Genomic DNA, 24,019 nt, shown 5'->3' on the forward strand with positions numbered 1-24,019 from the left:
TTCTTCCCGCCATGTCCGCATCCCCCTCCCGTTCGCGCCGCAAGGCGCCCGACAGCGTGCGCCAGTCACTGCTGCAGGCCACCATTGAAGTGATCGGCCGTAATGGCCTGGCCGCGCTGACCGTGCAGGACGTCGCACAGGCCGCCGGTGTCAGCAAGGGTGCGCTGTTCCATCATTTCAGCAGCAAGCAGGCACTGGTGGATGAAGCCATCGGAGCGCTCATCGGCGAATTCGAAGCGCGGGTGCGTGCCCTGCTGCAGGAAAACCCCGAAGGGCATGGCCGTTTCAGCCGCGCCTATGTGCAGGCCAATTTCGAGCATCTGCTGCAGCAGGAACAGGACAACGACATCGGCCTGACCCTGGGCAACCTGATGGAACCAGCCCTGCTCGCGCATTGGCGTACCTGGAAGCGTGCGATGCTGGCCGAGTTCGCCGGCGAAGCCAACGATCCCCGACTGTATGCGGCGCGCTGCGCTGCCGATGGCTACTGGGCCACGGCCTATGGGCGACCACTGGACGAGGAAGAACGCGCCAACGCATTGGCGATGGCCGAACAGGCCCTGAAACTATGCGACCCGCAGTGAGCAGGAGCGCTCAATGAATCCCTACCTCTACCTTGCCGCTGCCATCGTGCTGGAAGTAATTGCCACGTCGCTGCTGAAGGCATCCGACGGCATGAGCCGGCTGGCGCCGACACTGGGCGCGCTGGTCGGCTATGGACTGTGCTTCTACCTGCTGTCGATGACCATGAAGTCGATCCCGACCGGTATCGCCTACGCGATCTGGTCCGGCGTCGGCATCGTGCTGATCTCGCTGATCGGGCTGGTGGTGTTCAAGCAGCGCCTGGATGCACCGGCGTTGATCGGCATCGGCCTGATCTGTGCTGGCGTACTGGTGATCAATCTGTTCTCGCGCAGCAGCGCGCACTGAGTACGCTGCTGCGCGATCAACGCTAGCTGACCTTCTTCGCTACGGTCATGCCGAGCAGGAACAGCACCACGGCGATGATGATGCCGGCCCAGAACAGGAACTTGGCGATGCCGACCGCGGCGCCGGCAATGCCGCCGAAGCCGAGCACGCCCGCAATGACGCCGATGATGGCGAAGATGATGGCCCACTTGATCATGTCAAACCTTTCCCCGTGGGGACTGCGTACTGGATGATCAGGCTAGGCCGTAGCCGATGCGGCAGTCGTGAACAGGCCGCGTGCGCGGCGTGAATCAGCGCGGGCGGAAACGCAGCAGGGCCACTGCAAAGGCCAGGAAAACGCTGCCCACCAGCCGCTCGAACCAGCGCCGCGCGAAGGGTTTGGCCAACCATCGGCGCAGGCCATGGCCACCGGCGGCATACATCACATACCAGAACAGTTCGCAGCCGGCGAAGGTGGCGACCAGCACGCTGTACTGCAGCGCCTGGCCACGCGACGGGTCGACGAACTGCGGCAGGAACGCCGCAGCGAACAGCAGCAGCTTGGGATTGCTCAGGCCCACCAGAAGGCCACCACGGAACACCTTCCACGCGCCCAGCGACGCCGCAACCGGCAGCGCGGCATCGACCGTCACCGGTGGTGCCGGCCGGCAACTGTCACGCCATGCCTTCAGGCCCAGCCAGGCCAGATAGGCCACGCCCAGATAGCGCAGCACCTCAAACAGCATCGGCGAGGAATGCAGCAGCGCACTCAGGCCTGCTGCGGAGGCCGCCAGCACCAGCAGCATCGCCAGCAGGCAGCCAGCCATCGCCGGCACGCTACCGCGAAAGCCGAGCCCGACGCTGCGACCGAGGATATGCAGCATGTTCGGCCCCGGCGTACCACACAGAACGAACACCGTGGCGAGGAACCACCACCAGGTATGCAGGGCCATATCGGACATCCACTTCAGAAGATCCCACCAGCATAGAGTGCGCCGGCCTGGCGCGGCACACACAGCGCAGCATGGATGCGGTGGTTACAGAGGCAGGCTCAGGCCGCGAGCGCGTCGCGCCGTACCAGTACCTGATCGATCAAGCCCCATTCGCATGCCTGCTCGGCACTCATGAAACGATCGCGGTCCAGGGTCTGCTCGACCTCCTCGACACTGCGTCCGCAATGCTGCGCATACAGCCGGGTGATGCGCTGCTTGGTGCGCTGCATTTCCTCGGCATGGATGAAGATGTCCGACGCCTGGCCCTGCACCCCGCCCAGCGGCTGATGCACATGCAGGCTGGCATTGGCCAACGCCGCACGGTGACCGGGCTCGCCGGCCATCAGCAGGAACGAACCCATCGACCGCGCGGTGCCCATGCACAGCGTATGCACCGGGGCCGAGATGTATTGCATGGTGTCGTACATCGCCAGGCCGCTGGAGATCACCCCACCCGGCGAGTTGATGTACAGATGGATCGGCTTCTCCGGGTTTTCCGATTCCAGGAACAGCAGCTGCGCGCAGACCAGCGCCGACACAGTGTCATCGACTTCACCGTTGAGAAAGATGATGCGCTCGCGCAGGAGCCGCGAGTAGATGTCATGGGAGCGCTCACCGCGCTCGCTGCGTTCCACCACCATCGGTATCAGCTGCATTCTGTCCCGCATGTGCCTGCTCCCTGTAGCGTTCGATCCAGGCGCCGGCTCAGGCCGCGCGCATCATGGTGCGATGATCGTCGTTGGCGGCCAACGGCAGCAGCGCGCGCAGGTCGGTGAGGCGATGCACGATGGCCAGCACCGTCCCCCCGCCGTCATCCGCGCGCAGCCGGAAACACACCAGGCTGTGCAGATGCGGGGGCTGCGCATCGCGCAGGTGGAACCCCAGTTCCCGCCCCTCCTCGCACAGGCAGGGCTGCGGATCGGCAAGATCGGCCGCAGGCAACCAGCGCTCACGCAGCGCCGGATCGAACAGTGCGCGCCAGACCCGTTCCGGTGGCGCTGGCAGCCACTGCTCCATCACCAACGCGGGAGCCGCTTCGTTCAGAACATCGTCCATCAGTCCATCTCCTTCAGCAGATCCTGCAAGGCATCCATCCGCGCGGGCCAGTAGGCCCGGTAGCGCTGCAGCCAGTTGCCGATGTGCGCCAGCCCGCGCGGATCGACCTCGTAGTGGACGAAACGGCCTTGGCGCTGTTCGCTCACCAGCCCGGCATCGCGCAGCACCGCCAGGTGCTGGGACATCGCAGACTGGCTGATCGCCATGCCCTCGCGCAGCGCGCTGGCATGCTGCCCGCCCTCGGCCAGCTTTTCGAAGATGTGGCGGCGGGTGGGGTCGGCCAGCGCTTTGAAGAGGGCGTTCTCGATCATGACCAACACATTAGCAACCACTAATGTGTAGTGCAACTCCCGCATCGGCTGTGCTGCAATGACGGCTCCCCGGCATGGAGCTGTGCATGAAGACCCTTGGCCTGATCGGCGGCATGAGCTGGGAAAGCTCGGCGCAGTATTACCGGCTCATCAACGAGGACGTGCGGCAGCGCCTCGGTGGCGCACATTCGGCGCAGCTGCTGCTGTGGTCGGTGGATTTCGCCGGCATCAAGCAGCTGCAGCATGACGGCGACTGGAATGCGCTGGGCGACCATATGGCCGACGCTGCACGGCGCCTGCAGGCCGGTGGCGCCGATCTGCTGTTGATCTGCACCAACACCATGCACAAGCTGGCCGACCGCATCGAGGCGGTCTGCCCACTGCCGCTGCTGCATATCGCCGATCCCACCGCCCAGGCCATCGTGCAGGCAGGCGCACGCAAGGTGGGCCTGCTCGGTACCGCCTTCACCATGGAACAGGACTTCTACCGCGGCCGGCTGCAGGATCGCTTCGGATTGGAGGTGCTGGTTCCCGAAGCCGATGATCGTCGCAGCGTGCACGACATCATCTACCAGGAACTGATCGCCGGTGTGGTCAGCGAGCACTCACGACAGGTCTACGCCGGCGTGATCGCGAGACTGGTGGCGCGCGGTGCCGAAGCCATCATCCTGGGCTGTACCGAGATCATGCTGCTGGTACGACCGGAAGACAGCGCAGTGCCGCTGTTCGATACCACTGCACTGCACGCACGGGCTGCGGTGGACGCGGCGCTGGCGTCAATCGATGCGCGCCGGAGCGCGGAATCAGTCCGCGCCCTGCACTTCCAGCGCGGTGATGAGCCACTCGACCACCGCCTGTGAATCGCACAGGAAGAAGATGGCATCGCCGGAGCGCGCCTCGGTAAGCAGGCGATAGACCGTGATCGCCACCGCCGACTGATTGGCGATGAACACTTCCGGGCTGCGCGGCCCCTCGCTGTGGCCGGCAACCGCGTGCAGCGCCTTGCGTGCGGCCACGGTCGCTGCCGGGTCCGCGCTGCGGGTCAGTTCCGGCCCGCGCAGGCCCCAGGCAATGAACACATGCTTGCCCTTGAACGTAGTGTCCAGGACCCGCACCTCGGCGCCGCCTGCGTCGGCCGAGCGATGAATGACGGTACTGCTGATCAACGCAACCCCCTGTGGTCGTCGTGGTCCGCGCATCCTCCTCCACGCGCCGGCCGCATGCCAGTGACAACAGCCACAGGCTGTGCCGACCGGCGTGGGAGACATGTAAGAGGGTGTAAACCGATGCGATCGGATGTGCAGCGATGATACGGGATGTAAGCCTCTGCATGGGCCCGCGCGTACTACTAAACCGCCACTGAGCCATCTTCGGAACGAAGCGTTCCGGCAGCCCCGGACTGGGCCATTCTTGCCGCCCCATCCCCACCGAGCCTGCACATGTCCCATCGCCTGCTGATGACGATCACCGGCACCTCCCTTGCCCTGCTGCTGGCCGCCACCACCGTAGCCGCACAGGACTACGACACCGATCACATTCCGGCGCTGCGCTGCGAATCGCAGTTCAACAAGACCGCGCAATGCCCGATCGAGGGCCCCATGCGCCTGGCCAGGCAACTGTCGGTGACCCGGTGCGTGGAGAACCAGAACTGGGGCCAGAGCCGCCGCACGTTGTGGGTGACCGACGGTTGCCGCGCCGAGTTCGTCGCCGACGGCTATGGGCGCGGACGCTGGCCGGGCCGCGGCAGGGACCGTGACGATGATGGCGAGCGCCTGGTCTGCGAGTCCTACGAAAAGAAGGACAAGGAATGCCGTATCCGTGTGCGCCACGAGGTGCGCCTGGTCAAGCAGAAGTCGGTGACGGCCTGCATCGAGGACCGCAACTGGGGCTGGGACCGCCGCGGCGTGTGGGTCAGCGACGGCTGCCGGGCCGAGTTCCGCGTGTACTGACTGCCGAGCACGCGCTGGCTGCGGCGGGTGCGGCTGCGCCTGCGGCAGAGCCGATAGACTGGGCCCTCCTGTCAGGAGCCCGACCATGCCCGCTGCGACTGCGCTGCGCGTCCGCGACGCGACGCCCGCCGATGCCTCTGCGCTGATCGCACTCGACAGCGTGGCGGCAAGCGACCCTCGACGGGCGGAACAGATTGGCGAGTGGTTGGCGCGGGGCAACGTGCATGTTGCCGAGCAGGAGCGCGAGATCGTTGGCTACATGACCCTCCATGAGCACTTCTTCGGCGAAGCCTTCGTCGAAATACTGATGGTCGCGCGCGAGCGGCGCAGCCAGGGCGTCGGCGCCGCACTGCTGCGGCACGCGATCGCAGAGCGTGGACAGCGCAAGCTGTTCACCTCGACCAATGCCTCCAACATCGCCATGCAGCGCCTGCTCGTTGCATCGGGCTTCATCGACAGCGGCATCGTGCATGGACTGGATGACGGCGACCCGGAGCTGATCTACCGCTTTGCCGGCAGCTGATCGAGATACGCGATCACCTTGGTGTCCAGCAGATCCATCAGCACGGGATCCATGCAGCGATAGTCGTCCGGGATATCCAGGCAATGCAGGCGCTTGTGTTCCAGCAGGCGCGCGTATGCGGCCTGCAGTCGATGCTGATGCTTGGCCTCCATCACGAAGATGACATCGGCCCAGCGGATGTCCGCCGGGCCGATGGGGCGTCGTGCATGCGGGCTGGTGCCGGCCGACAGCGCAGTGAAGCCGGGCCGCCGTCGCCACATGGCTTCGGCGGTCGGGCTGCGCAGCTGGTTGCGGCTGCAGACGAACAGCAGGTTGATCATTCCTGTTCCTGCAGTTGGCGGGCGCTGAGCACCGGATAGGTGAAGCCCAGCTGGCGCGCGCGCGCGAGCTTGGCATCGCGCGTGTACAGCAGCTTCCAGTTCTTCTCGGGCTTGTAGCTGTAGGCGGTCGTGGCGCGGTCGCCACCACGGTTGCGTGCCTGGCTGCGACGCCAGGCACGGTTTCTTGCAGATTCCATGATGTGTTCTCGTGAGTACCGGGTTCAGCAGCCGCGGTAGTACGAGTGGCGCGCAGCATACACCGCGCGCACAAAAAAGCCCACGCATTGCTGCGCAGGCTTCTTGATTCATCACAGTGGTCGGGACGGCCGGATTCGAACCGACGACCCTCTGCCCCCCAGGCAGATGCGCTACCAGGCTGCGCTACGCCCCGACTGATGCTGCGATGTGCCCGCCAGTGCGGCGGGCCGTGAAGTATAGCGGATTACGATGGAAATGGGATCAGCGGCGCAACAACTGCAGCACTTCTTCCAGCTCCATGCGCACCTGCTTGATGATCTGGTTGCTCAGCGCCGATTCCTCGCGGGCATCGGGGCCATCCAGACGCAGGCGTGCACCACCGATGGTGTAGCCCTGTTCGTACAGCAGGCTGCGGATCTGCCGCACCATCAGCACGTCGTGGCGCTGGTAGTAGCGGCGGTTGCCTCGGCGCTTGGCCGGCTCAAGGCTGGGAAACTCGGTTTCCCAGTAGCGCAGGACGTGCGGCTTGACGTCGCACAGCTCGCTGACTTCACCGATGGTGAAGTAGCGCTTGGCCGGGATCGGCGGTAGTTCGCGGTTACTGCCCGGATCCAGCATAAGCTTCCACCCTCTCCTTGAGCTTCTGGCCCGGACGGAAGGTGACCACCGTACGGGCGGAAATCGGAATTTCCTCGCCGGTCTTGGGGTTGCGACCCGGGCGCTGGTTCTTGCGCCGCAGATCGAAATTACCGAAGCCCGACAGCTTCACCTGACGTCCCTGTTCCAATGCTTCACGCAGCACATCGAAAAACGCGTCGACGAATTCCTTGGCTTCCCGCTTGTTCAGACCGACTTCGTCGAACAGCTTTTCCGCCATCTCCGCCTTGGTCAATGCCATTGCCTGCTACCCCCGAGTGCTGCCCGCTCAGCCGCGGATCCGGGCGTGATGTTCACGCTCGATGGCAGTGACCGCCTCGGCCACCACCGCATCCACGTCGCGGTCCGTCAGAGTGCGCGACTTGTCCTGCAAAATCAAGCCCATAGCGAGACTCTTGAATCCCGGCTCGACGCCCTGGCCGACGTAGCGGTCGAACAGGTTCAGGTCGCGCAGCAGCGGGCCAGCAGCCTGGCGGACGGTGGCCGCGAGATCGGCCCAGGCCACCTGTTCAGGCACCAGGAATGCCAGGTCGCGACGCACTGCCGGGAAGCGCGACAGTTCGCCGGCACGCGGCAGGCGGCGGGCGGTCAGCGGCTCCAGGTCCAGTTCGAAGGCATAGACGTCGGCTTCGATGTCCATTGCCTTGGCCAGGCGCGGGTGGATCTGGCCGATCCAGCCGATCGCCACGCCATCGCGGAACACCTCGGCCGAACGGGCCGGGTGGCCGTAGGGGCGGGCCGACGGGCGGAACTCCAGTACCGCACCACTGGCAGCCGCCAGCGATTCCAGATCGCCCTTCAGGTCATGGAAATCGACCTTGCGGGCCGGCAGGCCCCACTGCAGTGCCTGTGCATCGCCACAGACCGCAGCGGCCACGCGCGGGGTTTCCAGCGGCGCCGGCCGGCCGTCGCCGGCCTGCTGGGCGAACACGCGCCCCAACTCGAACAGGCGCACGCGGCCGATCTGGCGGGCGGCGTTGCGGCCCAACGTGGCGACCAGGCCTGGCAGCAGCGACGGGCGCATCACCGCCAGTTCGGCCGACAGCGGGTTGGCCAGCGGTACCAGGCCGTCGCGCAGCTGCCACTGGCTCAGCAGCGCATCGTCGACGAAAGCGAAATTGACGGTTTCCTGCTGATCACGGGCGACCAGCTGGCGACGCACGCTCAGCGCGTCCAGCTGGGTCTCGCTCGGCATCGCCACGCGCGAGGCGCCGCCCGGCAGCGTGGTCGGGATCTGCTCGTAACCGTGGATGCGGGCCAGCTCTTCGATCAGGTCTTCTTCGATGGCGATGTCGAAGCGGCGGCTCGGCGCCGTGACCTGCCAGCCGTCGGCGGTGGCAACCACGTCCATGCCCAGCGCGCGCAGGATGCGCTCCACTTCCGCATCGTCGATGGTAATGCCGAGCACGCGGGTGATGCGGGCGCGGCGCAGCACGATGGTTGCCGGCTGCGGCAGATCGGCCTCACGCACGGCCTCGGTGACCGGCGCCGGGGTGCCGCCGGCCAGGTCCAGCACCAGGCGGGTGGCGTACTCGATGGCGGTACGCGGCAGTGCCGGATCGACACCACGCTCGAAGCGGTGGCCGGCATCGGTGTGCAGGCCCAGCTTGCGGCCACGGCCCATGATCGCGGCCGGCGCGAAGTGTGCGGCTTCCAGGAACACGGCGGTGGTCGCGTCGGTGACGCGGGTGTCGAAGCCGCCCATCAGGCCGGCCAGGCCGACCGCACGATCGGCGTCGGTGACCACCAGGAAGCTGTCGTCCAGCGCGGCGTCGCGGCCGTCCAGCAGCTTCAGGCTCTCGCCGGCACGCGAACGGCGCACGGCGATGCTGCCCTGCAGGGTGCCCAGGTCGTACGCGTGCATCGGCTGGCCCAGCTCGAGCATCACGTACTGGGTGATGTCGACCAGCAGCGAAACCGGGCGCACGCCGCTGCGGCGCAGGCGTTCGGCCATCCACAACGGCGTCTTGGCAGCGGCGTTGACACCTTCGATGACACGGCCCAGGTAACGCGGTGCTTCGGCGCCGGCGTCGAGCTGGATGGCCAGCTCACGGCTGCCGATGGCGGGAATCGTCTCGGTGGTGAAATCCAGCACGTCGCTGCGGGTGGCGGCGGCGACGTCGTAGGCGATACCGCGCAGGCTGAAGCAGTCGGCGCGGTTCGGGGTCAGCTTGATCTCGATGCTGGCGTCCGGCAGGCCCAGGTACTCGACCAGAGCCTGGCCGACCGGTGCGTCATCCGGCAGCTCCAGCAGGCCGGAGGCATCGTTGTCCAGGCCCAGCTCCCTGGCCGAGCACAGCATGCCGTTGGACTCGACACCGCGCAGCTTGGCCGGCTTGATCTTCAGCTCGCCAATCTGCGCGCCGACCATCGCCAGCGGCGCAACCAGGCCCGGACGTGCGTTCGGTGCGCCGCACACGATCTGCAGCAGCTCGCCCTGCCCGGCATCGACCTTGCACACCTGCAGGCGGTCGGCTTCCGGATGGCGTACGGCGTCGACGATGCGCGCCACGACCACGTGCTCGAGGCCTTCGCCCAGCGCGGTCACGTCTTCCACTTCCAGGCCGATGGCGGTCAGCACCGCACTCAGTTCATCGCGCGAAGCGCGGGTCGGGACGTGGCTGCGCAGCCAGTTTTCGGAGAATTTCATGGTGTCACCCTGGTGGGCCCGGCGCATGCGCCTGGGCCTGCGAATTTAGAAGCAGTCGAGCAAGCTCGACTCTACGGACCGGCGCTTACGCGAACTGCTTGAGGAAGCGCACGTCGTTCTCGAAGAACGCGCGCAGATCGTTGACGCCGTAACGCAACATCGCAAAGCGCTCCACGCCCATGCCGAAGGCGAAGCCGGTGTAGCGCTCCGGATCGATGCCGACGTTGCGCAGCACGTTCGGATGGACCATGCCGCAGCCGAGCACTTCCAGCCAGCGGGTGCTGCCATCGGGCTGCTGCCAGGCGATGTCCACTTCCGCACCCGGTTCAACGAACGGGAAGTAGCTGGGGCGGAAGCGCATCTCGAAGTCGCGCTCGAAGAAGGCGCGCACGAACTCGGCCAGCGTGCCCTTCAGGTCGGCGAAGGTCGAATGCTCGTCCACCAGCAGGCCTTCCACCTGGTGGAACATCGGCGAATGGGTCTGGTCGCTGTCGCTGCGGTACACCTTGCCGGCGGCGATCATGCGCAGCGGCGGCGCGTGGTCGCCCATGTAGCGCACCTGCACACCGGAGGTATGCGTGCGCAGCAGGCGGCCGTCACCGAAGTAGAAGGTGTCGTGCATGGCACGCGCCGGGTGGTGCGGCGGGAAGTTCAGCGCCTCGAAGTTGTGCCAGTCATCCTCGATCTCCGGCCCTTCCGACAGCTCGTAGCCCAGCCGGCCGAAGATGCCGGTGATGCGCTCCAGGGTGCGGGTGATCGGATGCAGGCCGGCGCGGTCGCCATTGCGGCCCGGCAGGGTGATGTCGATGGCTTCGGCGGCCAGGCGCGCATCCAGTGCCGCGTCTTCCAGCAGCGCCTTGCGCTCGCCCAGCGCGCGGGTCAGCGCGTCGCGGGCCTGGTTGATCGCTTCACCGGCGGCCTTGCGCTCGTCGGCCGGCAGGGCGCCGAGCTGCTTGAGCTGCGAGGTGATGCTGCCACTCTTGCCAAGCAGGGCCACGCGCAGCTGTTCCAGCACGTCGGGGCTCTGTGCGGCGGCCACATCGGCCAGCGCCTGGGTGGTGAGGGATTGGATGTCGCTCATGGGGGGCCGGAACTCCAGTCGATCTGCCATCGCGATGCGCGAAGGGCCGACCCCTGTCGCCACCGCCGTCCCCGCGCTGCCGTCATGGCCTCGCCGGGACCCAAAAAAGAATGGGGAAGGACTTGCGCCCTTCCCCATGCATTGCCTTGACCTGACACCGTTCCGAGTGAACGGTTACGGCATCGGGAAGGACTTATGCCGCCAGCGCGCCCTTGGCCTTTTCGGCCAGCGCGGTAAAGCCGGCTGCGTCGTGCACGGCGATGTCAGCCAGGACCTTGCGATCCAGGGTGATGCCGGCCTTCAGCAGACCGTTCATGAAGCGGCTGTAGCTCAGGCCGTTGATGCGGGCAGCCGCATTGATACGGGTGATCCACAGCGAACGGAAGTTGCGCTTCTTCTGCTTACGGCCGATGTAGGCGTACTGCTGTGCCTTGATGACCGCCTGCTTGGCGACGCGGAAGACCTTGCGACGGGCGTTGTAATAGCCCTTGGCGAGATCCAGAATCTTCTTGTGGCGGCGACGCGCCTGTACGCCACGCTTAACTCGTGCCATTTTTCAGTTCCTCAGAGGTAAGGGAGCATGCGGTCCAGACGGCCTGCGTCTTCTGCACGGACATGGCCCGTCTGACGCAGATTACGCTTACGCTTGGTCGCTTTCTTCGTGAGGATGTGGCTACGGTTGGCGTGGCCGCACTTGTACTTGCCCGAGGCGGTCTTGCGGAAACGCTTGGCCGCTGCCCGGTTGGTCTTGATCTTGGGCATTGCAATGTCCTTGATGGGATATGACCCTGGTTTCTGACTGATCTGGCGGCGGCCTGGGCCGCTCTTTCCGTCCTGCCATGATCGGCGTACGACCCGTCCTGGGTGGGTCGAGCCGGGCATGATACAGGCAAAACCGCCCTGCCACCAGCCCCTGCAACCCTTTCGCCGGCAATTCACCGGCTTCCTGCAAAAGCAAAGGGACGCCCATGGCGTCCCTTTACCCTGAACCATTCAGCCAGGCGCCCCGGAAGGCGGCCCGTCAGGCCTCAGGTCTTCTTCTTCGGCGCGATCATCATGACCATCTGACGCCCTTCCAGGCGCGGACGGGATTCAATGACGATGTCCTCGCCCAGATCGGTCTCGATCCGGTTGGCCATTTCGCGGCCCAGTTCCTGGTGGCTCATTTCACGGCCACGGAAACGGATGTTGACCTTGATCTTGTCACCATCCTCGAGGAACCCGCGCATCTTGCGCAGCTTGATCTGGTAGTCGCCCTCGTCCGTGACCGGACGGAACTTCACTTCCTTGATCTCGACCTGCTTGGTCTTCTTCTTGGCCTCGCTGGCCTTCTTCTGCGCTTCGAACTTGAACTTGCCGAAGTCCATGATCTTGCAGACCGGCGGATCGGCCTGCGGCTGGATTTCGACCAGGTCCAGGCCTTCATCTTCGGCCATGGACAGCGCTTCGTCGCGCGACAACACGCCGATCATTTCTCCGTCACTGCCGATCACGCGGACGCGCGGCACACGGATTTCCTGATTCTTGCGGTTCTGTTTGTTGTCAGGGGTGCTGATATTACGTTCTCCCAAGGGTATCGAACCGGTCCGGGTGCCTGTGCCCCCGGACCGGACCTTTGCTTACGCGCCCTCGGCCTGGAGCCGCTCGATGAAGGCCTGCAGGCTCATGCTGCCCAGGTCTTCGCCAGAACGCGTACGCACCGCCACAGCCCCATTTTCCTTCTCGCGGTCACCAATGACCAGCAGGTAGGGCACGCGCTGCAACGTATGCTCGCGGATTTTATAGCCGATCTTCTCGTTACGCAAATCCGAGCTGACGCGGAAGCCTTGCTCCGCAAGGGTTTTGGTCACGCCCGAGACGTACTCGGCCTGGGCGTCGGTGATGTTGGCCACCACCACCTGGGTCGGCGCCAGCCAGGTCGGGAACTGGCCGGCATGGTGCTCGATCAGGATGCCCAGGAAGCGCTCCATCGAGCCCACGATGGCGCGATGCAGCATGACCGGGTGCTTCTTCTGGCTGTTCTCGTCCACGTACTCGGCGCCCAGGCGGCCCGGCATCATGAAGTCGACCTGCATCGTGCCCAGCTGCCAGGTACGGCCGATCGCGTCCTTCAGGTGGTACTCGATCTTCGGGCCGTAGAAGGCGCCCTCGCCCGGCAGCTCCTGCCACTCCACCCCGTTGCTGGACAGTGCCGAGCGCAGCGCGCCCTCGGCCTTGTCCCAGGTGGCGTCATCGCCCAGGCGCGATTCCGGACGCAGCGCGATCTTGACCTGGATCTCATCGAAGCCGAAGTGCTGGTAGACCGCCAGCGCCTGCTGGTGGAACGCGGTCACTTCCGCCTCGACCTGGTTTTCCGTGCAGAACACGTGGCCGTCGTCCTGGGTGAAACCACGCACGCGCAGGATGCCGTGCAGCGCGCCGGACGGCTCGTTGCGGTGGCAGGCACCGAACTCACCATAGCGGATCGGCAGGTCGCGGTAGCTGTGCAGGCCCTGGTTGAACACCTGCACGTGGCCCGGGCAGTTCATCGGCTTGAGCGCGTAGGTGCGCTTCTCCGATTCGGTGAAGAACATCGCGTCCTGGTAGTTGTCCCAGTGGCCGGACTTCTGCCACAGGCTCACGTCCAGGATCTGCGGGCAGCGCACTTCGCCGTAGCCGGTCTTGCGGTACACCTTGCGCATGTACTGCTCGACCACCTGCCACAGTGCCCAGCCCTTCGGGTGCCAGAACACCAGGCCCGGCGCTTCTTCCTGCAGGTGGAACAGGTCCTGCTGCTTGCCGATGCGGCGGTGGTCGCGCATCTCGGCTTCTTCGATGCGCTTGATGTACGCCTCGAGCTGCTTCTTGTCGGCCCAGGCGGTGCCGTAGATGCGCTGCAGCTGCTCGTTCTGCGCGTCACCGCGCCAGTAGGCGCCGGAGATGCGGGTCAGCTTGAAGGCCTTCAGGAAGCGCGTGTTCGGCACGTGCGGGCCGCGGCACATGTCCACGTATTCCTGGTGGTAATACATGCCCATCGCCTGGATGTCGTCGGACATGTCCTCGATCAGGCGCAGCTTGTAGTCCTCGCCACGGGCCTTGAAGATCTCGATCACTTCGGCGCGCGGCGTCACCTTCTTGATCACGTCGTAGTCCTGGGCGATCAGTTCACCCATGCGCTTCTCGATCGCGGCCATGTCGTCCGGGGTGAACGGGCGCTCAGAGTAGATGTCGTAGTAGAAGCCCTCGGCGATCACCGGGCCGATCACCATCTTCACGTCCGGGTACAGCTGCTTGACGGCGTGGCCGACCAGGTGGGCGCAGGAGTGGCGGATGATCTCAACGCCCTCCTCGTCCTTGGCGGTGATGATGCGCAGGCTGGCATCGTGGTCGATGACGTCGCTGGCATCGACCAGCACGCCATCCACGGCACCGGCGATGGTGGCCTTGGCCAGGCCGGCGCCGATCGACTGGGCGACCTCCATGACGCTGACGGGATTTTCGAATTCGCGGCGGCTGCCGTCGGGAAGAGTAATGTTGATCATCGCAGTGGCTTCGTGCGGGGCCCGCTGGGCGGGCTGGAAAGCGTTCCCGGGGCGGCGCCCGGGCAATAAAAAAGCGCCGCGAGGGCGCCTGGAACACAGGGCCTTCGGGGGCAGGTCAACAGTGGGCGGTGGTAGTGCTCATGTCGCACGCTCGGCCGGCGCTGGGCGCGGGCCACCTTGTTCCAGTCAGGGTTCTAAGCTGATCTTAAACCAGCGCAGGGGAAAGCCCAAGGCCTACCGTACGGTCCGCTGAATGGGTCTCGCTGGCGGCGTGAAATTGCAATGATTACCATGTCGGCGCAGGCCGCCCTGTGCCAGCCTGCCCGCTTTCCCCCAGGACCCCGTGATGCGCCACCCGCTCCGACCGGCTCCCGCCGGCCCCGCCCGTGCCCCGCGTTCGCCGGCCCGCTGCCACGCTGGCCGCCCGCGATGATCACCGTCGGCCTTTCCACGCTCGGCTTCTGCAGCCTGGGCATGCTGGCGGCGATGTTCTCGGCGCTGGCATTCTATGCCGCCTCGCCGCACTGCCGCTGGCCGCGCCTGCGCCGTGCCGGCCGCCTCGGGCGGCAGATCGGCCTGGTCGCCGCCGCTGCCGCGCTGTGGCTGTGGATGGCCGAGCTCGGTTTTGCCGCCGGCCTGGTGGCGATGCTGTGCACCTGGATGCTGGCGGCGATGCTGCTGCCGGCGCTGGCGGCCTGGCACCGCCCCGGTACGGAGTCGCCGTGATGTGGCCGCGCGCCTTCGCCGGCATCGTGGCCGGCTTCCTCCTGGCCGCCGCCGTCACCGGCCTGCTGGCGTGGCTGCCGCCCGGCCCGTGGCAACGGGCGCTGGTGCCGACCCTCATCGCCTTCATCCCGCTGTGGATGCTGGCCGCCCTGTGGGCGTTCAGTTTCCGCAGCGCGCTGCGCGCCTGGCTGGTGCTGGCCGGCAGCGCCGCCGCCGGCTTTGCCGTGCTCGGGCTGCTGCGCCTGACCGGCGCGGTGCAATGAGACCGTTCCCATGAAGTTCAGTTCGCAGACGCTGCGCACGTTCACCACCCTGCACACCTGGGTCGGCCTGGTTGCCGGCTTCGGCCTGTTCGTGGCCTTCTACGCGGGTGCGCTGACCCTGTTCCACCACGACCTGCCGCTGTGGCAGACGCCCGGTGCAGCCACCGCACTCCCCGCCGGCCTGGACGACGCGCAGTACCTGCTGGAAGACGTGCTTGCCGCGCATCCGGAAGCGCGCCGCCACGTCGGCATGACCTTCCCCGGCACCGAACACCCGCAGCCACTGGCCTACTGGCAGGCCGATGACGGCAGCTGGCGCTACGCCTGGCCGGGACAGATCGCCGGCAGCACCACGCCGCCACAGACCGGGCTGGCCGAACTGGTCAACGAGCTGCATTACAGCCTCGGCCTGCCGGTGGCCGGCATCTACGTGATGGGCATCGTCAGCCTGCTGTATGGCATGGCCCTGCTCAGCGGCCTGGTGATCCACCTGCCGAAGCTGTTCGGTGATCTGTTCGCGCTGCGTCCGGGCCGCAACCTGAAACAACTGTGGCAGGACGCGCACAACGTGATCGGCGTGCTCAGCCTGCCCTTCCACCTGATGTTCGCGGTCACTGGCGCCCTGCTCTGCCTGGTGTTCGTGCAGATGGCCCTGCTCAACCCGCTGATCTACGACGGCAAGGCCCTGCAGGCGGTACCGACCGCAATGGACACCGCGCCTGTGCGCGACGCCAGCGGCATCCCCGCACCGCCGGGCAGCCTGCGCGTGCTGCATGCACGCGCGCTTGAAGTGGCCCGCGCACAGGGCGTGGCCAATTTCGAACCGGCCTACCTGAAGCTGGCCAACGCCGGCGATGCCAACGCCACCATCGAGATCACCGGCGAATCCACCGGAACGCTCGGCCCGCTCGGCGCGGTGGCACTGGACGTGGCCACCGGCAACGTCCTGGCCTCGCAGCTGCCCGGCCAGCGCGACGCCAACCACGCCACGCTCAGCGCGGCCTATGCCCTGCACTTCGGCGAGTTCGGCAACGGTGTGGTGGTCTGGCTGTACTTCCTGCTCGGCCTTGGCGGTGCCTTCCTGTTCTACTCCGGCAACCTGTTGTGGATCGAATCGCGGCGCAAGCGTCGCCAGCCACAGCAACCGCGTGCCGGGGTGAACATGGCACGGGCCACGGTCGGCGTCTGCATCGGGCTGTGCGTTGCGATTTCGGTGGCGTTCGTCACCGCACTGGTGCTGGAGCGGCTGGCACCGTCCGCGGTCGACCACGGCATCCGCTGGGCCTGCTTCGGCAGCTGGGCGGCCTGTGCGCTGTGGGCCGCGCTGCGACGCCCGGCGCAGGCGGCACGCGAACTGCTGTGGGCGGCGGCGATCAGTACCGCACTGGTGCCGATCCTGCATGGCGCGCTCAATGGTGACTGGCTGTGGCGTGCGGCCGCGCGTGGCCACTGGCCGCTGTTCTGGGTCGATGCCATCGCGCTGGCCATGGCCTTCGGCTTCGCCCGCCTGGCTGTGGCCAGCCAACGCCGCGCCCGCAACGGCGACCCCAACAGCGTCTGGGCCAACTGAGCCGTCGCCGGGCATGGCCCGGCGCTACCGACCGTTACGCGCAACGCCCCCTGTAGCGTCGAGCATGCTCGACAGCTGTTGATTTCGCGCCAAGCTCCGTCGAGCAAGCTCGACGCTACCCAAGCAGGATCATGCCTCGCCGGGGTAACGACTCACTTCGATCAGGTTGCCATCCGGGTCGCGGAAGTACACCGATTCGATCAGCCCCAGCGCGCCAGTACGTGCCACCGGCCCCTCCTCCACTGCAACGGACTGCGCCTGCAGGTGGGCCAGCACATCGGTCGTCGCCGTGCGCGTGACCAGGCACAGATCGGCGCTGCCCGGCATGGGCCGCAGCGCATGCGGTTGCAGCGGGGCGCTGGCCGGATGCAGGTTGATCTTCTGCTGGCCGAACTGCAGTGCGGTACGACCGGCGCCGAAGCGCACGACCTGCATGCCGAGCACGCGCTGGTAGAAATCACAGCTGCGGTCGATGTCGGCGACGGTGAGGACCAGGTGGTCCAGGCGTTCGAGATGGATCATGCCCGCAGCGTAGCGCTGCGGACGTGGACATGCTGTGCGGGGTCGGGCCGATGGCGTTGCGGCGTTGCGCCGGACATCGCCTGATGCAGCTCAATCGCCGATGCGTGCCTTCTGCCAGGGGCCCAGCATGGCGTTGAGCAGGCTGGCCTGTTCGTCGTCGCCGGTCAGCTCCCACATGAAGACGCCGGCCAGGCCCTGCTCGCGGGCGAACTGCGCGCGCAGGCCGATCGAGCGCGGGTCTTCATAGCTGATGAAAACCTTCTGCTCGGCGTTGTACAGCCACGGGCTCTGCGCCTGTGGTTGCCAGTGCTTCGTCCAGCCCGGCTGGTCGAGATAGCGCGCCTTGATCACGCGCCAGTCGCCGGCATCGGCCGGTGCACTGTAGGACTGGTACAGCCCATCCGGCGCATCGCCGGTGACCTTGAAGCCGCGCCCGTAGAACGGCACACCCAGGACCAGCTTGTGGGCTGGCACCCCGCGCTCGCGGTAGTACTGCACCGCGCCGGCAACGTTGTTCCAGCGCCGCAGTTCCGGCGCCAGCGGATCGGTCGGCACTTCATGCAGGGGCGCATTGAACGTCGACACCGCCGAGAAGCCGGTGCCCATGTCGTAGCTCATCAGGTTGATGAAATCGAACACCTTGGCCAGCGCCGGCAGGTCATAGCTTGCGGCTGGATCATAGGGGCCATCGGTCTGCAGGCGACCGGCGGCCAGTGCGGCGGTCAACAGCATCGGCTGCCCCGCCTTGCGGCCATGCGCATCAAGGGCCACGCGGAACGCCTGCGCGAGCCGGGTCAGATTGGCGCGGTCCTGCGGGCGGTGTGCCAGCTCCTTCGGTCCGCCACTGACCGGGAACTCCCAGTCGATGTCCACGCCATCGAAACTGCCAGCATGACGATCGAAGAACAGCGCCATGCATGAGTCGACCAGGCGCTTGCGGCTGCCCTCGGTCAGCGCTGCATCGGAGAATCCACCTGCCCCCCAGCCACCGATCGAGATCAGCGTGCGCAGATGCGGGTGCGCCTTCTTCAGCTCGGCCAGCGCCGCGAAGTTCTTCGGCGCTTCCGCACCGATCGTGCAGCGCCCGTCCTCGATGGTGGAGAACGCGTAGAACAGGTGGGTGAGGCGCTCGGCCGGAATGCTCGACACCGGGTAGCGCTCGGCCGAACCACCGGGGTAGTAGGCACCGAAGATCGGCGGCTGCGCGGGTGCCGCATGCACGGCAATGGGCAAGGCACCGGCAATCAGCACGGCAAGGGCAGCCACGGTCTGGCGGAACATGGGATCTCCCGGTTCGAAGGCGCAGCCACGTTAGCAAACGGATGGGGCTGTGGGACGGTTGTCGTGGCATGTCGTCCAGTGGACAAGTGCATCCCGCCGGATGACGACAACACGCCAGTCATGCAACGACCCTCATGCACTGCAGCAGGACACACGCCGACGCCGCCTTCGCGGGCTCGCGCATCGGCTAAGGTAGCCGCGGACCTTCAACCGCGCATGGACATGAGCACCGACCACGACAACCTCGACGACGGCGACCTGCTGGACGACGAAACCCTCGACGAATGCCAGGCCCTGGAGGCACGCGCCTACGCCGCCTTCCGAGAGGGCGACCTGCAGCAGGCGGTGGCGCTGTTCGGCGAGCTGATCGCACTCGCCCCCGAAGTGCCGTACCTGCATTACATGCGCGGATTGGCGCACAAGTACCTGCGCGACTGGGCTGCCTCACTGCAGGACAACCTGCAATCGGAGCAGCTGCGTGGGGAATTCGATGTCGCCACCGCCTGGAATGCCGGCATCGCGGCCACCGGCATGGGCAACTGGGCCGAAGCACGGCGCCAGTGGGCCCGCTGTGGCATCACCCTGCCCGAAGGCGAGGGCCCGATCGAGGGCCACTTCGGCGTGGCCTGCGTGCGCCTGGCACCATGGTCCGACGCCGAGGTGGTGTACATGAGCCGCATTGATCCGGTGCGTGCACGCATCGACAACGTACCGCTGCCCGAAAGCGGCTTCCGCTTCGGCGACATCGTGCTGCACGACGGCGCATCAACCGGCCATCGCACCTACGGCGAGCGCCAGGTGCCGGTGTTCAACGCGATGCAGCGCCTGCAGGCATCGGACATGGCGACCTTCACCGTGTTCGTGCAGTGCGATTCGGCCGATGACATCGCTGCGCTGGAGGCAATCACCCTGCCCGGCATCGGCATGGTCGAGGACTGGACGGCTACCGTGCGCCGGCTGTGCCGCCGCTGCAGCTACGGCACGCCGCACCAGCATGGTGATGAGGCGCCAGATGAAGACCAATGGAGACGCGAACGTGACCTCGGCGTGGCCGCACAGGGCCGGGCTGCGGTGGAAAAGCTCATGGCGGTGTGGGTCGCTGCAGCCCCCGGCCGGGTGCTGGAGGCCATCGAACAGCGCGAGCACCCGATGAGCGACCCGGAGCCAGGCCAGGTCTGGTGGCTGGGGGAGGACGAAGAAGACGCGTAAGTGCAAGGACCAACGGTCCTCATCCACAGGATTCCAGGCAAAGAAAAAGCGGGCCGAAGCCCGCTTTTTCATTTCAGCGATTCCAGGAGCGTGTCAACCAAGGTTGACACCTACCGTAATCGACCGGAGGTCGATTACTCGGCGCTGGCGGCGTCGCCTTCTTCCACGGCCTTCATCGACAGGCGGATACGGCCCTGCTTGTCGACTTCCAGCACCTTGACCTTGACCACATCGCCTTCCTTCAGCACGTCGCCGACCTTCTCGACGCGATCGCTGGAGATCTGCGACACGTGGACCAGACCGTCCTTGCCCGGCAGGATCGTGACGAACGCACCGAAGTCCATGATCTTGGCGACCTTGCCTTCGTAGATGCGGCCCGGCTCGACGTCCGAGGTGATCTGCTCGATGCGGGCCTTGGCGGCCTGGGCAGCGATGGCGTTGACCGAAGCGATGACGATGGTGCCGTCGTCCTGGATGTCGATCTGGGTGCCGGTTTCCTTGGTGATGGCCTGGATGGTCGAGCCACCCTTGCCGATCACTTCGCGGATCTTGTCCGGGTGGATCTTGATGGTCAGCAGGCGCGGCGCGTAGTCCGACAGCTCTTCACGCGGAGCGGTCAGGCCGTGGGCCATTTCGCCCAGGATGTGCAGACGGCCAGCCTTGGCCTGCTGCAGGGCCTGCTTCATGATCTCTTCGGTGATGCCTTCGATCTTGATGTCCATCTGCAGGGCGGAGATGCCCTCAGCGGTACCGGCCACCTTGAAGTCCATGTCGCCCAGGTGATCTTCGTCACCCAGGATGTCGGACAGGACGACGAAACGCTCGCCTTCCTTGACCAGACCCATGGCGATACCGGCAACCGGCGCCTTCACCGGCACGCCGGCGTCCATCAGGGCCAGCGACGAACCGCAGACCGATGCCATCGACGACGAACCGTTCGACTCGGTGATTTCCGAGACGACGCGGATGGTGTACGGGAAGGCTTCCAGCGACGGCATGACAGCCAGCACGCCGCGCTTGGCCAGGCGACCGTGGCCGATTTCGCGGCGCTTCGGGCCCATCATGCGGCCGCACTCACCCACCGAGAACGGAGGGAAGTTGTAGTGGAACAGGAAGTTTTCCTTGTACTCACCGGCAACGGCATCGATGACCTGGCCATCACGGGCGGTGCCCAGGGTGATGGTCACGATGGCCTGGGTTTCGCCGCGGGTGAACAGCGAGGAACCGTGGGTACGCGGCAGCACGCCGGTCTTCACGGCGATCGGGCGGACGGTGTCCAGCGCACGGCCGTCGATACGGACCTTGGTGTCCAGCACCGAGTCACGCATGGTGCGGTATTCCAGCTCGCCGAATTCCTTCGACAGCTCGGCCGGGTTCCAGCCTTCAGCGGCCACGCGGCCAGCCAGGGTTTCGACCACGTCCTTCTTGATCGCCGAGATGGCGTCGCGGCGCTGCAGCTTGTCGCGCACCTGGAAGGCTTCGCCCAGGCGCGGGCCGATGGCTTCCTTCAGGGCGGAGATCAGCGCGTCGTTCTTGGCCGGGGCTTCCCAGGTCGACGGCTTGGTGCCGGCTTCGACGGTCAGCTCGTTGATCGCGTTGATGACCTTCTGCATTTCGCGGTGACCGAAGGTCACGGCGCCCAGCATCACTTCTTCGGACAGCAGCGCGGCTTCGGATTCGACCATCAGCACGGCGTTGGAGGTACCGGCGACAACCAGTTCCAGCTGCGAGTCGGCCAGTTCGCTGACGGTCGGGTTCAGGATGTACTCGCCGTTCTTGTAACCGACCTTGGCAGCGCCGATCGGACCCATGAACGGGGTGCCGGCCAGGGCCAGGGCAGCCGAGGCGCCGATCAGGGCCGGGATGTCACCGTCCACGTCCGGGTTCAGCGACATGACCGTGGCGATGATCTGCACTTCGTTCTTGTAGTCTTCCGGGAACAGCGGACGGATCGGACGGTCGATCAGACGCGAGATCAGGGTTTCCTTCTCGGTCGCACGGCCTTCACGCTTGAAGAAACCACCCGGGATACGGCCGCCGGCGTAGAACTTTTCCTGATAATCGACGGTCAGCGGGAAGAAGTCCTGGCCTTCGCGCGCGCTCTTGGCGGCGACGGCGGTGACCAGCAGTACGGTGTCGTCCATCTTGACGATGACGGCACCGCTGGCCTGACGGGCGACTTCGCCGGTCTCGAGCGTGACGGTGTGCTTGCCGTACTGGAAGGTTTTGGTGATTTTTGCCACGGAGGGTGTCCTTGGGGATGCTGTCTGCGAATTTGGACCGTCGGCGACCCTTGCCGCCAGCGGGTGGCCGGATCGTTCCGGCCTGAATCGGGGATTGCGGTGCTACAAAACAAAACCGCGGCGCATCGCTGCGCCGCGGGGGATTCGTTGCTTAGCGACGCAGGCCAAGCTTCTCGATCAGGGCCTTGTAACGCTCGACGTCCTTCTTCTTCAGGTAGTCGAGCAGGCTGCGACGGCGGTTGACCATCTGCAGCAGGCCGCGGCGGCTGTGGTGGTCCTTCTTGTGGGTCTTGAAGTGGCCGGTCAGCAGTTCGATGCGGGCGGTCAGCAGTGCAACCTGGACTTCCGGGGAGCCGGTGTCAGCCGAGCTGCGCTTGTTGTCTTCAATGACCTTCTGGGTGTCGATCGACATTTCTTTTTTCTCTGTGATGCGTGGCCGGCAGGAACGCGCTTCGCGCACCGCCAGGCTCGCCGTGGACTACGAGGATGAAACCTGCGCGAGGCAGGCTGCCGGAAAACGGCCGCGAAATTGTAACGGTCGGGGGCTTCCGGGACAAGGACCGGGGCTGAACCGCCCGGGTCCGGTCAGAGGTTGAAACGACGCTGCGGAGCCAGCAAGCCACTGTCATCGACCTGGCCCAGGCCCTGGACAGCATCGTCCGGGCCAAACACGGCCACCAGGCCATGCGGCCAGGACAGGTCGCGCTGGCGCTGGCCGACGCAGAAGCGGTGGGCCTGGTCGGCATCGAGGTCGACCCGCGGGTATTCAGCCAGGCCGGCCGCCAGCGGCAGCAGCAGCGCGTCCATCCCGGCCTCGTCACCGGCCTCGACCATCGCCCGCAGCTGGTCCAGGGTGACCATCGCCGGTTCATGGAACGGCTCGACCCAGAGCCGGCGCAACGCAGTGATGTGAGCGCCGCAGCCCAGTGCCTCGCCCAGGTCGCGGGCCAAGCTGCGGATGTAGGTGCCGGAGCCGCAGGTCACGCGCAGCCGCAACCGCTCGGGCTGCTGCTCCATCACCTCGATGGCGTGCACCTGCACCTCGCGCTCCGGCGCTTCGATGACGTCACCACGGCGGGCCTTCACATACAGCGGCTCCCCACCCTGCTTCAGTGCCGAATAGATCGGTGCACGCTGGCGGATGCTGCCGGTCAGCGGCGCCAGCGCCGCCTGCAGGGCCTCGGCACTGATCGCCGGCACCGGGCGCTGCAGCAGCACCTGGCCTTCGGAATCGTCAGTGTCGGTGGTCTGGCCCAGCATGATCTCGGCGTCGTAGGCCTTGGCCGAGCCGAGCAGCAGACCGGCAATCTTGGTCGCCTCGCCGAAGCACAGCGGCAACAGGCCGGTGGCCAGCGGATCGAGGCTGCCGGTATGGCCACCCTTTTCGGCACGGAACAGGCGACGGGCCACCTGCAGGGCGGCGTTGGAGCTCATGCCGGTCGACTTGTCGAGCAGCAGGATGCCATCCAGGCGGCGGAACTGAATTCGGGTCATGACAGGATTTTGTAGAGTCGAGCCATGCTCGACTGCTGCAGCGCGGTCTGCATCAGACATCGCGCAGCCGGAATGCAACGACGCCGGGCATGCCCGGCGTCGCGCGGTTATTCTTCGTCGCTCTCGCGACGCTTCTCGGCGGCCAACGTATCAGGCAGATCGCGCAGGATGTTGTCGATGTGCTCACCACGGTCGACCGAGTCGTCGTAGTGGAAATGCAGCTCCGGCACGTGGCGCAGCTTCATCGCACGGGCCAGGTCCATGCGCAGGCGATAGCCCAGCTCCTTCAGGCCGGCCACGGCTTCGGCCGAACGTTCCGGCATCAGCGCGGTGACGAACACCTTGGCATGGGCCATGTCGCGGGTGATTTCCACGTCGGACACGCTCACCGAGGGCAACCCGTGCTCGCGCACGGCGTTGTGCACCAGGGTGCCGAGTTCACGGCGCAGCTGGGCGGAGACACGGTCGGTTCGATGGAAAGTCTTGGGCACGAGGAGCTCTTGGTTCAGTTGTCGCCCGGCCAACGGTCGGGCGCTACCTTTGA

30 protein-coding genes, 1 tRNA gene and 1 pseudogene are annotated in these 24,019 nt (G+C 66.2%); 9 read left to right on the forward strand and 23 right to left on the reverse strand.

All coding sequences use genetic code 11. The annotated features are described in order from the left end of the window. Positions 1 to 11: 11 nt before the first annotated feature. Complete coding sequence (locus tag ACZLIB_RS16030; protein WP_049401207.1) at positions 12 to 584, forward strand: TetR/AcrR family transcriptional regulator; 573 nt, start codon at positions 12 to 14, stop codon at positions 582 to 584. Between the two features lie 13 nt (positions 585 to 597). Further along, on the forward strand, positions 598 to 930 hold the full coding sequence (locus tag ACZLIB_RS16035) for an SMR family transporter (RefSeq protein ID WP_005410423.1): 333 nt from the start codon (positions 598 to 600) through the stop codon (positions 928 to 930). 22 nt (positions 931 to 952) lie between these two features. On the opposite strand, the gene ACZLIB_RS16040 is transcribed toward ACZLIB_RS16035, so the two are convergent. From ACZLIB_RS16040 to ACZLIB_RS16060, 5 genes are all read right to left on the reverse strand, one after another. Next, on the reverse strand, positions 953 to 1,126 hold the full coding sequence (locus ACZLIB_RS16040) for a DUF1328 domain-containing protein (protein WP_006380555.1): 174 nt from the start codon (positions 1,124 to 1,126) through the stop codon (positions 953 to 955). A gap of 94 nt (positions 1,127 to 1,220) precedes the next feature. After that, positions 1,221 to 1,862: a LysE family translocator gene (locus tag ACZLIB_RS16045; RefSeq protein ID WP_032128667.1), complete on the reverse strand. Its 642-nt coding sequence runs from the start codon at positions 1,860 to 1,862 to the stop codon at positions 1,221 to 1,223. 98 nt (positions 1,863 to 1,960) lie between these two features. Further along, positions 1,961 to 2,569 carry an ATP-dependent Clp protease proteolytic subunit gene (locus ACZLIB_RS16050; RefSeq protein WP_032128666.1) on the reverse strand — a complete coding sequence of 203 codons (609 nt, stop codon included), beginning with the start codon at positions 2,567 to 2,569 and terminating at the stop codon, positions 1,961 to 1,963. A 37-nt stretch (positions 2,570 to 2,606) separates the two neighbouring features. Next, entirely contained in the window at positions 2,607 to 2,957 is a 351-nt protein-coding gene (locus ACZLIB_RS16055; protein WP_478468117.1) for an SRPBCC family protein, read from the reverse strand. Beyond that, positions 2,957 to 3,268, reverse strand: a complete 312-nt coding sequence (locus ACZLIB_RS16060; protein ID WP_042358872.1) for an ArsR/SmtB family transcription factor — start codon at positions 3,266 to 3,268, stop codon at positions 2,957 to 2,959. Before ACZLIB_RS16060 ends, ACZLIB_RS16055 begins: the two co-directional genes overlap by 1 nt. Positions 3,269 to 3,354: 86 nt before the next feature. Between ACZLIB_RS16060 and ACZLIB_RS16065 the strand changes: the two are divergent. Beyond that, positions 3,355 to 4,044, forward strand: a pseudogene (locus ACZLIB_RS16065) (aspartate/glutamate racemase family protein); the annotation flags it as partial. 27 nt (positions 4,045 to 4,071) lie between these two features. Here ACZLIB_RS16065 and ACZLIB_RS16070 read toward each other — a convergent pair. Further along, positions 4,072 to 4,467, reverse strand: a complete 396-nt coding sequence (locus ACZLIB_RS16070; protein WP_012511691.1) for a hypothetical protein — start codon at positions 4,465 to 4,467, stop codon at positions 4,072 to 4,074. Between the two features lie 240 nt (positions 4,468 to 4,707). Between ACZLIB_RS16070 and ACZLIB_RS16075 the strand changes: the two genes are divergently transcribed. Next, positions 4,708 to 5,217: a DUF3011 domain-containing protein gene (locus ACZLIB_RS16075; protein ID WP_478468119.1), complete on the forward strand. Its 510-nt coding sequence runs from the start codon at positions 4,708 to 4,710 to the stop codon at positions 5,215 to 5,217. Positions 5,218 to 5,302: 85 nt separating this feature from the next. Beyond that, positions 5,303 to 5,740: an N-acetyltransferase family protein gene (locus tag ACZLIB_RS16080; protein ID WP_478468120.1), complete on the forward strand. Its 438-nt coding sequence runs from the start codon at positions 5,303 to 5,305 to the stop codon at positions 5,738 to 5,740. Here ACZLIB_RS16080 and ACZLIB_RS16085 read toward each other — a convergent pair. From ACZLIB_RS16085 to thrS, 11 genes are all read right to left on the reverse strand, one after another. Further along, entirely contained in the window at positions 5,719 to 6,060 is a 342-nt protein-coding gene (locus ACZLIB_RS16085; RefSeq protein WP_478468121.1) for a low molecular weight protein tyrosine phosphatase family protein, read from the reverse strand. The two genes, ACZLIB_RS16080 and ACZLIB_RS16085, sit on opposite strands and share 22 nt — an antisense overlap. Further along, complete coding sequence (locus tag ACZLIB_RS16090) at positions 6,057 to 6,257, reverse strand: hypothetical protein (protein ID WP_014037933.1); 201 nt, start codon at positions 6,255 to 6,257, stop codon at positions 6,057 to 6,059. The genes ACZLIB_RS16085 and ACZLIB_RS16090 overlap by 4 nt, the downstream gene beginning before the upstream one ends. Positions 6,258 to 6,374: 117 nt before the next feature. Next, positions 6,375 to 6,451 (reverse strand) — tRNA-Pro (locus ACZLIB_RS16095). Between the two features lie 68 nt (positions 6,452 to 6,519). Beyond that, complete coding sequence (locus tag ACZLIB_RS16100; protein ID WP_005410431.1) at positions 6,520 to 6,876, reverse strand: MerR family transcriptional regulator; 357 nt, start codon at positions 6,874 to 6,876, stop codon at positions 6,520 to 6,522. Further along, positions 6,857 to 7,156 (reverse strand): integration host factor subunit alpha, encoded by a 300-nt coding sequence (locus tag ACZLIB_RS16105; protein WP_005410432.1) that lies wholly within the window; start codon positions 7,154 to 7,156, stop codon positions 6,857 to 6,859. The genes ACZLIB_RS16100 and ACZLIB_RS16105 overlap by 20 nt, the downstream gene beginning before the upstream one ends. Positions 7,157 to 7,183: 27 nt before the next feature. Next, positions 7,184 to 9,565 (reverse strand): phenylalanine--tRNA ligase subunit beta, encoded by a 2,382-nt coding sequence (gene pheT / locus ACZLIB_RS16110; protein WP_478468123.1) that lies wholly within the window; start codon positions 9,563 to 9,565, stop codon positions 7,184 to 7,186. Positions 9,566 to 9,650: 85 nt separating this feature from the next. Continuing rightward, positions 9,651 to 10,646 carry a phenylalanine--tRNA ligase subunit alpha gene (locus ACZLIB_RS16115; protein WP_005417865.1) on the reverse strand — a complete coding sequence of 332 codons (996 nt, stop codon included), beginning with the start codon at positions 10,644 to 10,646 and terminating at the stop codon, positions 9,651 to 9,653. A gap of 193 nt (positions 10,647 to 10,839) precedes the next feature. After that, entirely contained in the window at positions 10,840 to 11,199 is a 360-nt protein-coding gene (rplT, locus tag ACZLIB_RS16120; RefSeq protein ID WP_006380762.1) for a 50S ribosomal protein L20, read from the reverse strand. A gap of 11 nt (positions 11,200 to 11,210) precedes the next feature. Next, complete coding sequence (gene rpmI, locus ACZLIB_RS16125; protein ID WP_005410436.1) at positions 11,211 to 11,408, reverse strand: 50S ribosomal protein L35; 198 nt, start codon at positions 11,406 to 11,408, stop codon at positions 11,211 to 11,213. Between the two features lie 266 nt (positions 11,409 to 11,674). Beyond that, complete coding sequence (gene infC, locus ACZLIB_RS16130) at positions 11,675 to 12,217, reverse strand: translation initiation factor IF-3 (RefSeq protein ID WP_005410437.1); 543 nt, start codon at positions 12,215 to 12,217, stop codon at positions 11,675 to 11,677. A gap of 48 nt (positions 12,218 to 12,265) precedes the next feature. Continuing rightward, positions 12,266 to 14,167 (reverse strand): threonine--tRNA ligase, encoded by a 1,902-nt coding sequence (thrS, locus tag ACZLIB_RS16135; protein ID WP_049401217.1) that lies wholly within the window; start codon positions 14,165 to 14,167, stop codon positions 12,266 to 12,268. A 429-nt stretch (positions 14,168 to 14,596) separates the two neighbouring features. Between thrS and ACZLIB_RS16140 the strand changes: the two genes are divergently transcribed. Genes ACZLIB_RS16140 through ACZLIB_RS16150 form a run of 3 tightly spaced genes read left to right on the forward strand, consistent with a single transcriptional unit; the run spans position 14,597 to position 16,726 of the window. Then, positions 14,597 to 14,893 (forward strand): hypothetical protein, encoded by a 297-nt coding sequence (locus ACZLIB_RS16140; RefSeq protein ID WP_005410439.1) that lies wholly within the window; start codon positions 14,597 to 14,599, stop codon positions 14,891 to 14,893. Next, complete coding sequence (locus ACZLIB_RS16145) at positions 14,893 to 15,156, forward strand: hypothetical protein (protein WP_049401219.1); 264 nt, start codon at positions 14,893 to 14,895, stop codon at positions 15,154 to 15,156. Before ACZLIB_RS16140 ends, ACZLIB_RS16145 begins: the two co-directional genes overlap by 1 nt. A 10-nt stretch (positions 15,157 to 15,166) precedes the next feature. Next, complete coding sequence (locus ACZLIB_RS16150) at positions 15,167 to 16,726, forward strand: PepSY-associated TM helix domain-containing protein (RefSeq protein WP_329893986.1); 1,560 nt, start codon at positions 15,167 to 15,169, stop codon at positions 16,724 to 16,726. A gap of 129 nt (positions 16,727 to 16,855) precedes the next feature. Here the strand turns inward: ACZLIB_RS16150 and ACZLIB_RS16155 are convergent, their stop codons facing one another. Both ACZLIB_RS16155 and ACZLIB_RS16160 read right to left on the reverse strand, forming a co-directional pair. After that, positions 16,856 to 17,248, reverse strand: a complete 393-nt coding sequence (locus ACZLIB_RS16155; RefSeq protein WP_478056983.1) for a VOC family protein — start codon at positions 17,246 to 17,248, stop codon at positions 16,856 to 16,858. A 90-nt stretch (positions 17,249 to 17,338) separates the two neighbouring features. Beyond that, entirely contained in the window at positions 17,339 to 18,529 is a 1,191-nt protein-coding gene (locus ACZLIB_RS16160; protein ID WP_164080650.1) for a glycoside hydrolase family 18 protein, read from the reverse strand. Between the two features lie 222 nt (positions 18,530 to 18,751). On the opposite strand from ACZLIB_RS16160, the gene ACZLIB_RS16165 reads away from it, so the two are divergent. Further along, positions 18,752 to 19,738: a tetratricopeptide repeat protein gene (locus ACZLIB_RS16165; RefSeq protein WP_223224731.1), complete on the forward strand. Its 987-nt coding sequence runs from the start codon at positions 18,752 to 18,754 to the stop codon at positions 19,736 to 19,738. Between the two features lie 134 nt (positions 19,739 to 19,872). Here the strand turns inward: ACZLIB_RS16165 and pnp are convergent, their stop codons facing one another. The 4 genes from pnp to rbfA all read right to left on the reverse strand — a co-directional run bounded on the left by pnp (position 19,873) and on the right by rbfA (position 23,966). Next, positions 19,873 to 21,981: a polyribonucleotide nucleotidyltransferase gene (gene pnp / locus ACZLIB_RS16170; protein WP_121504563.1), complete on the reverse strand. Its 2,109-nt coding sequence runs from the start codon at positions 21,979 to 21,981 to the stop codon at positions 19,873 to 19,875. A 151-nt stretch (positions 21,982 to 22,132) separates the two neighbouring features. After that, positions 22,133 to 22,393, reverse strand: coding sequence for a 30S ribosomal protein S15 (rpsO, locus tag ACZLIB_RS16175; protein ID WP_005410445.1), 261 nt, complete (start codon positions 22,391 to 22,393; stop codon positions 22,133 to 22,135). Between the two features lie 173 nt (positions 22,394 to 22,566). Further along, positions 22,567 to 23,475, reverse strand: coding sequence for a tRNA pseudouridine(55) synthase TruB (gene truB, locus ACZLIB_RS16180; protein ID WP_049401224.1), 909 nt, complete (start codon positions 23,473 to 23,475; stop codon positions 22,567 to 22,569). A 107-nt stretch (positions 23,476 to 23,582) separates the two neighbouring features. Continuing rightward, positions 23,583 to 23,966 (reverse strand): 30S ribosome-binding factor RbfA, encoded by a 384-nt coding sequence (gene rbfA, locus ACZLIB_RS16185; RefSeq protein WP_005410447.1) that lies wholly within the window; start codon positions 23,964 to 23,966, stop codon positions 23,583 to 23,585. Between the last annotated feature and the right edge of the window lie 53 nt (positions 23,967 to 24,019).

This window comes from Stenotrophomonas sp. 220_Sma, assembly GCF_056487375.1.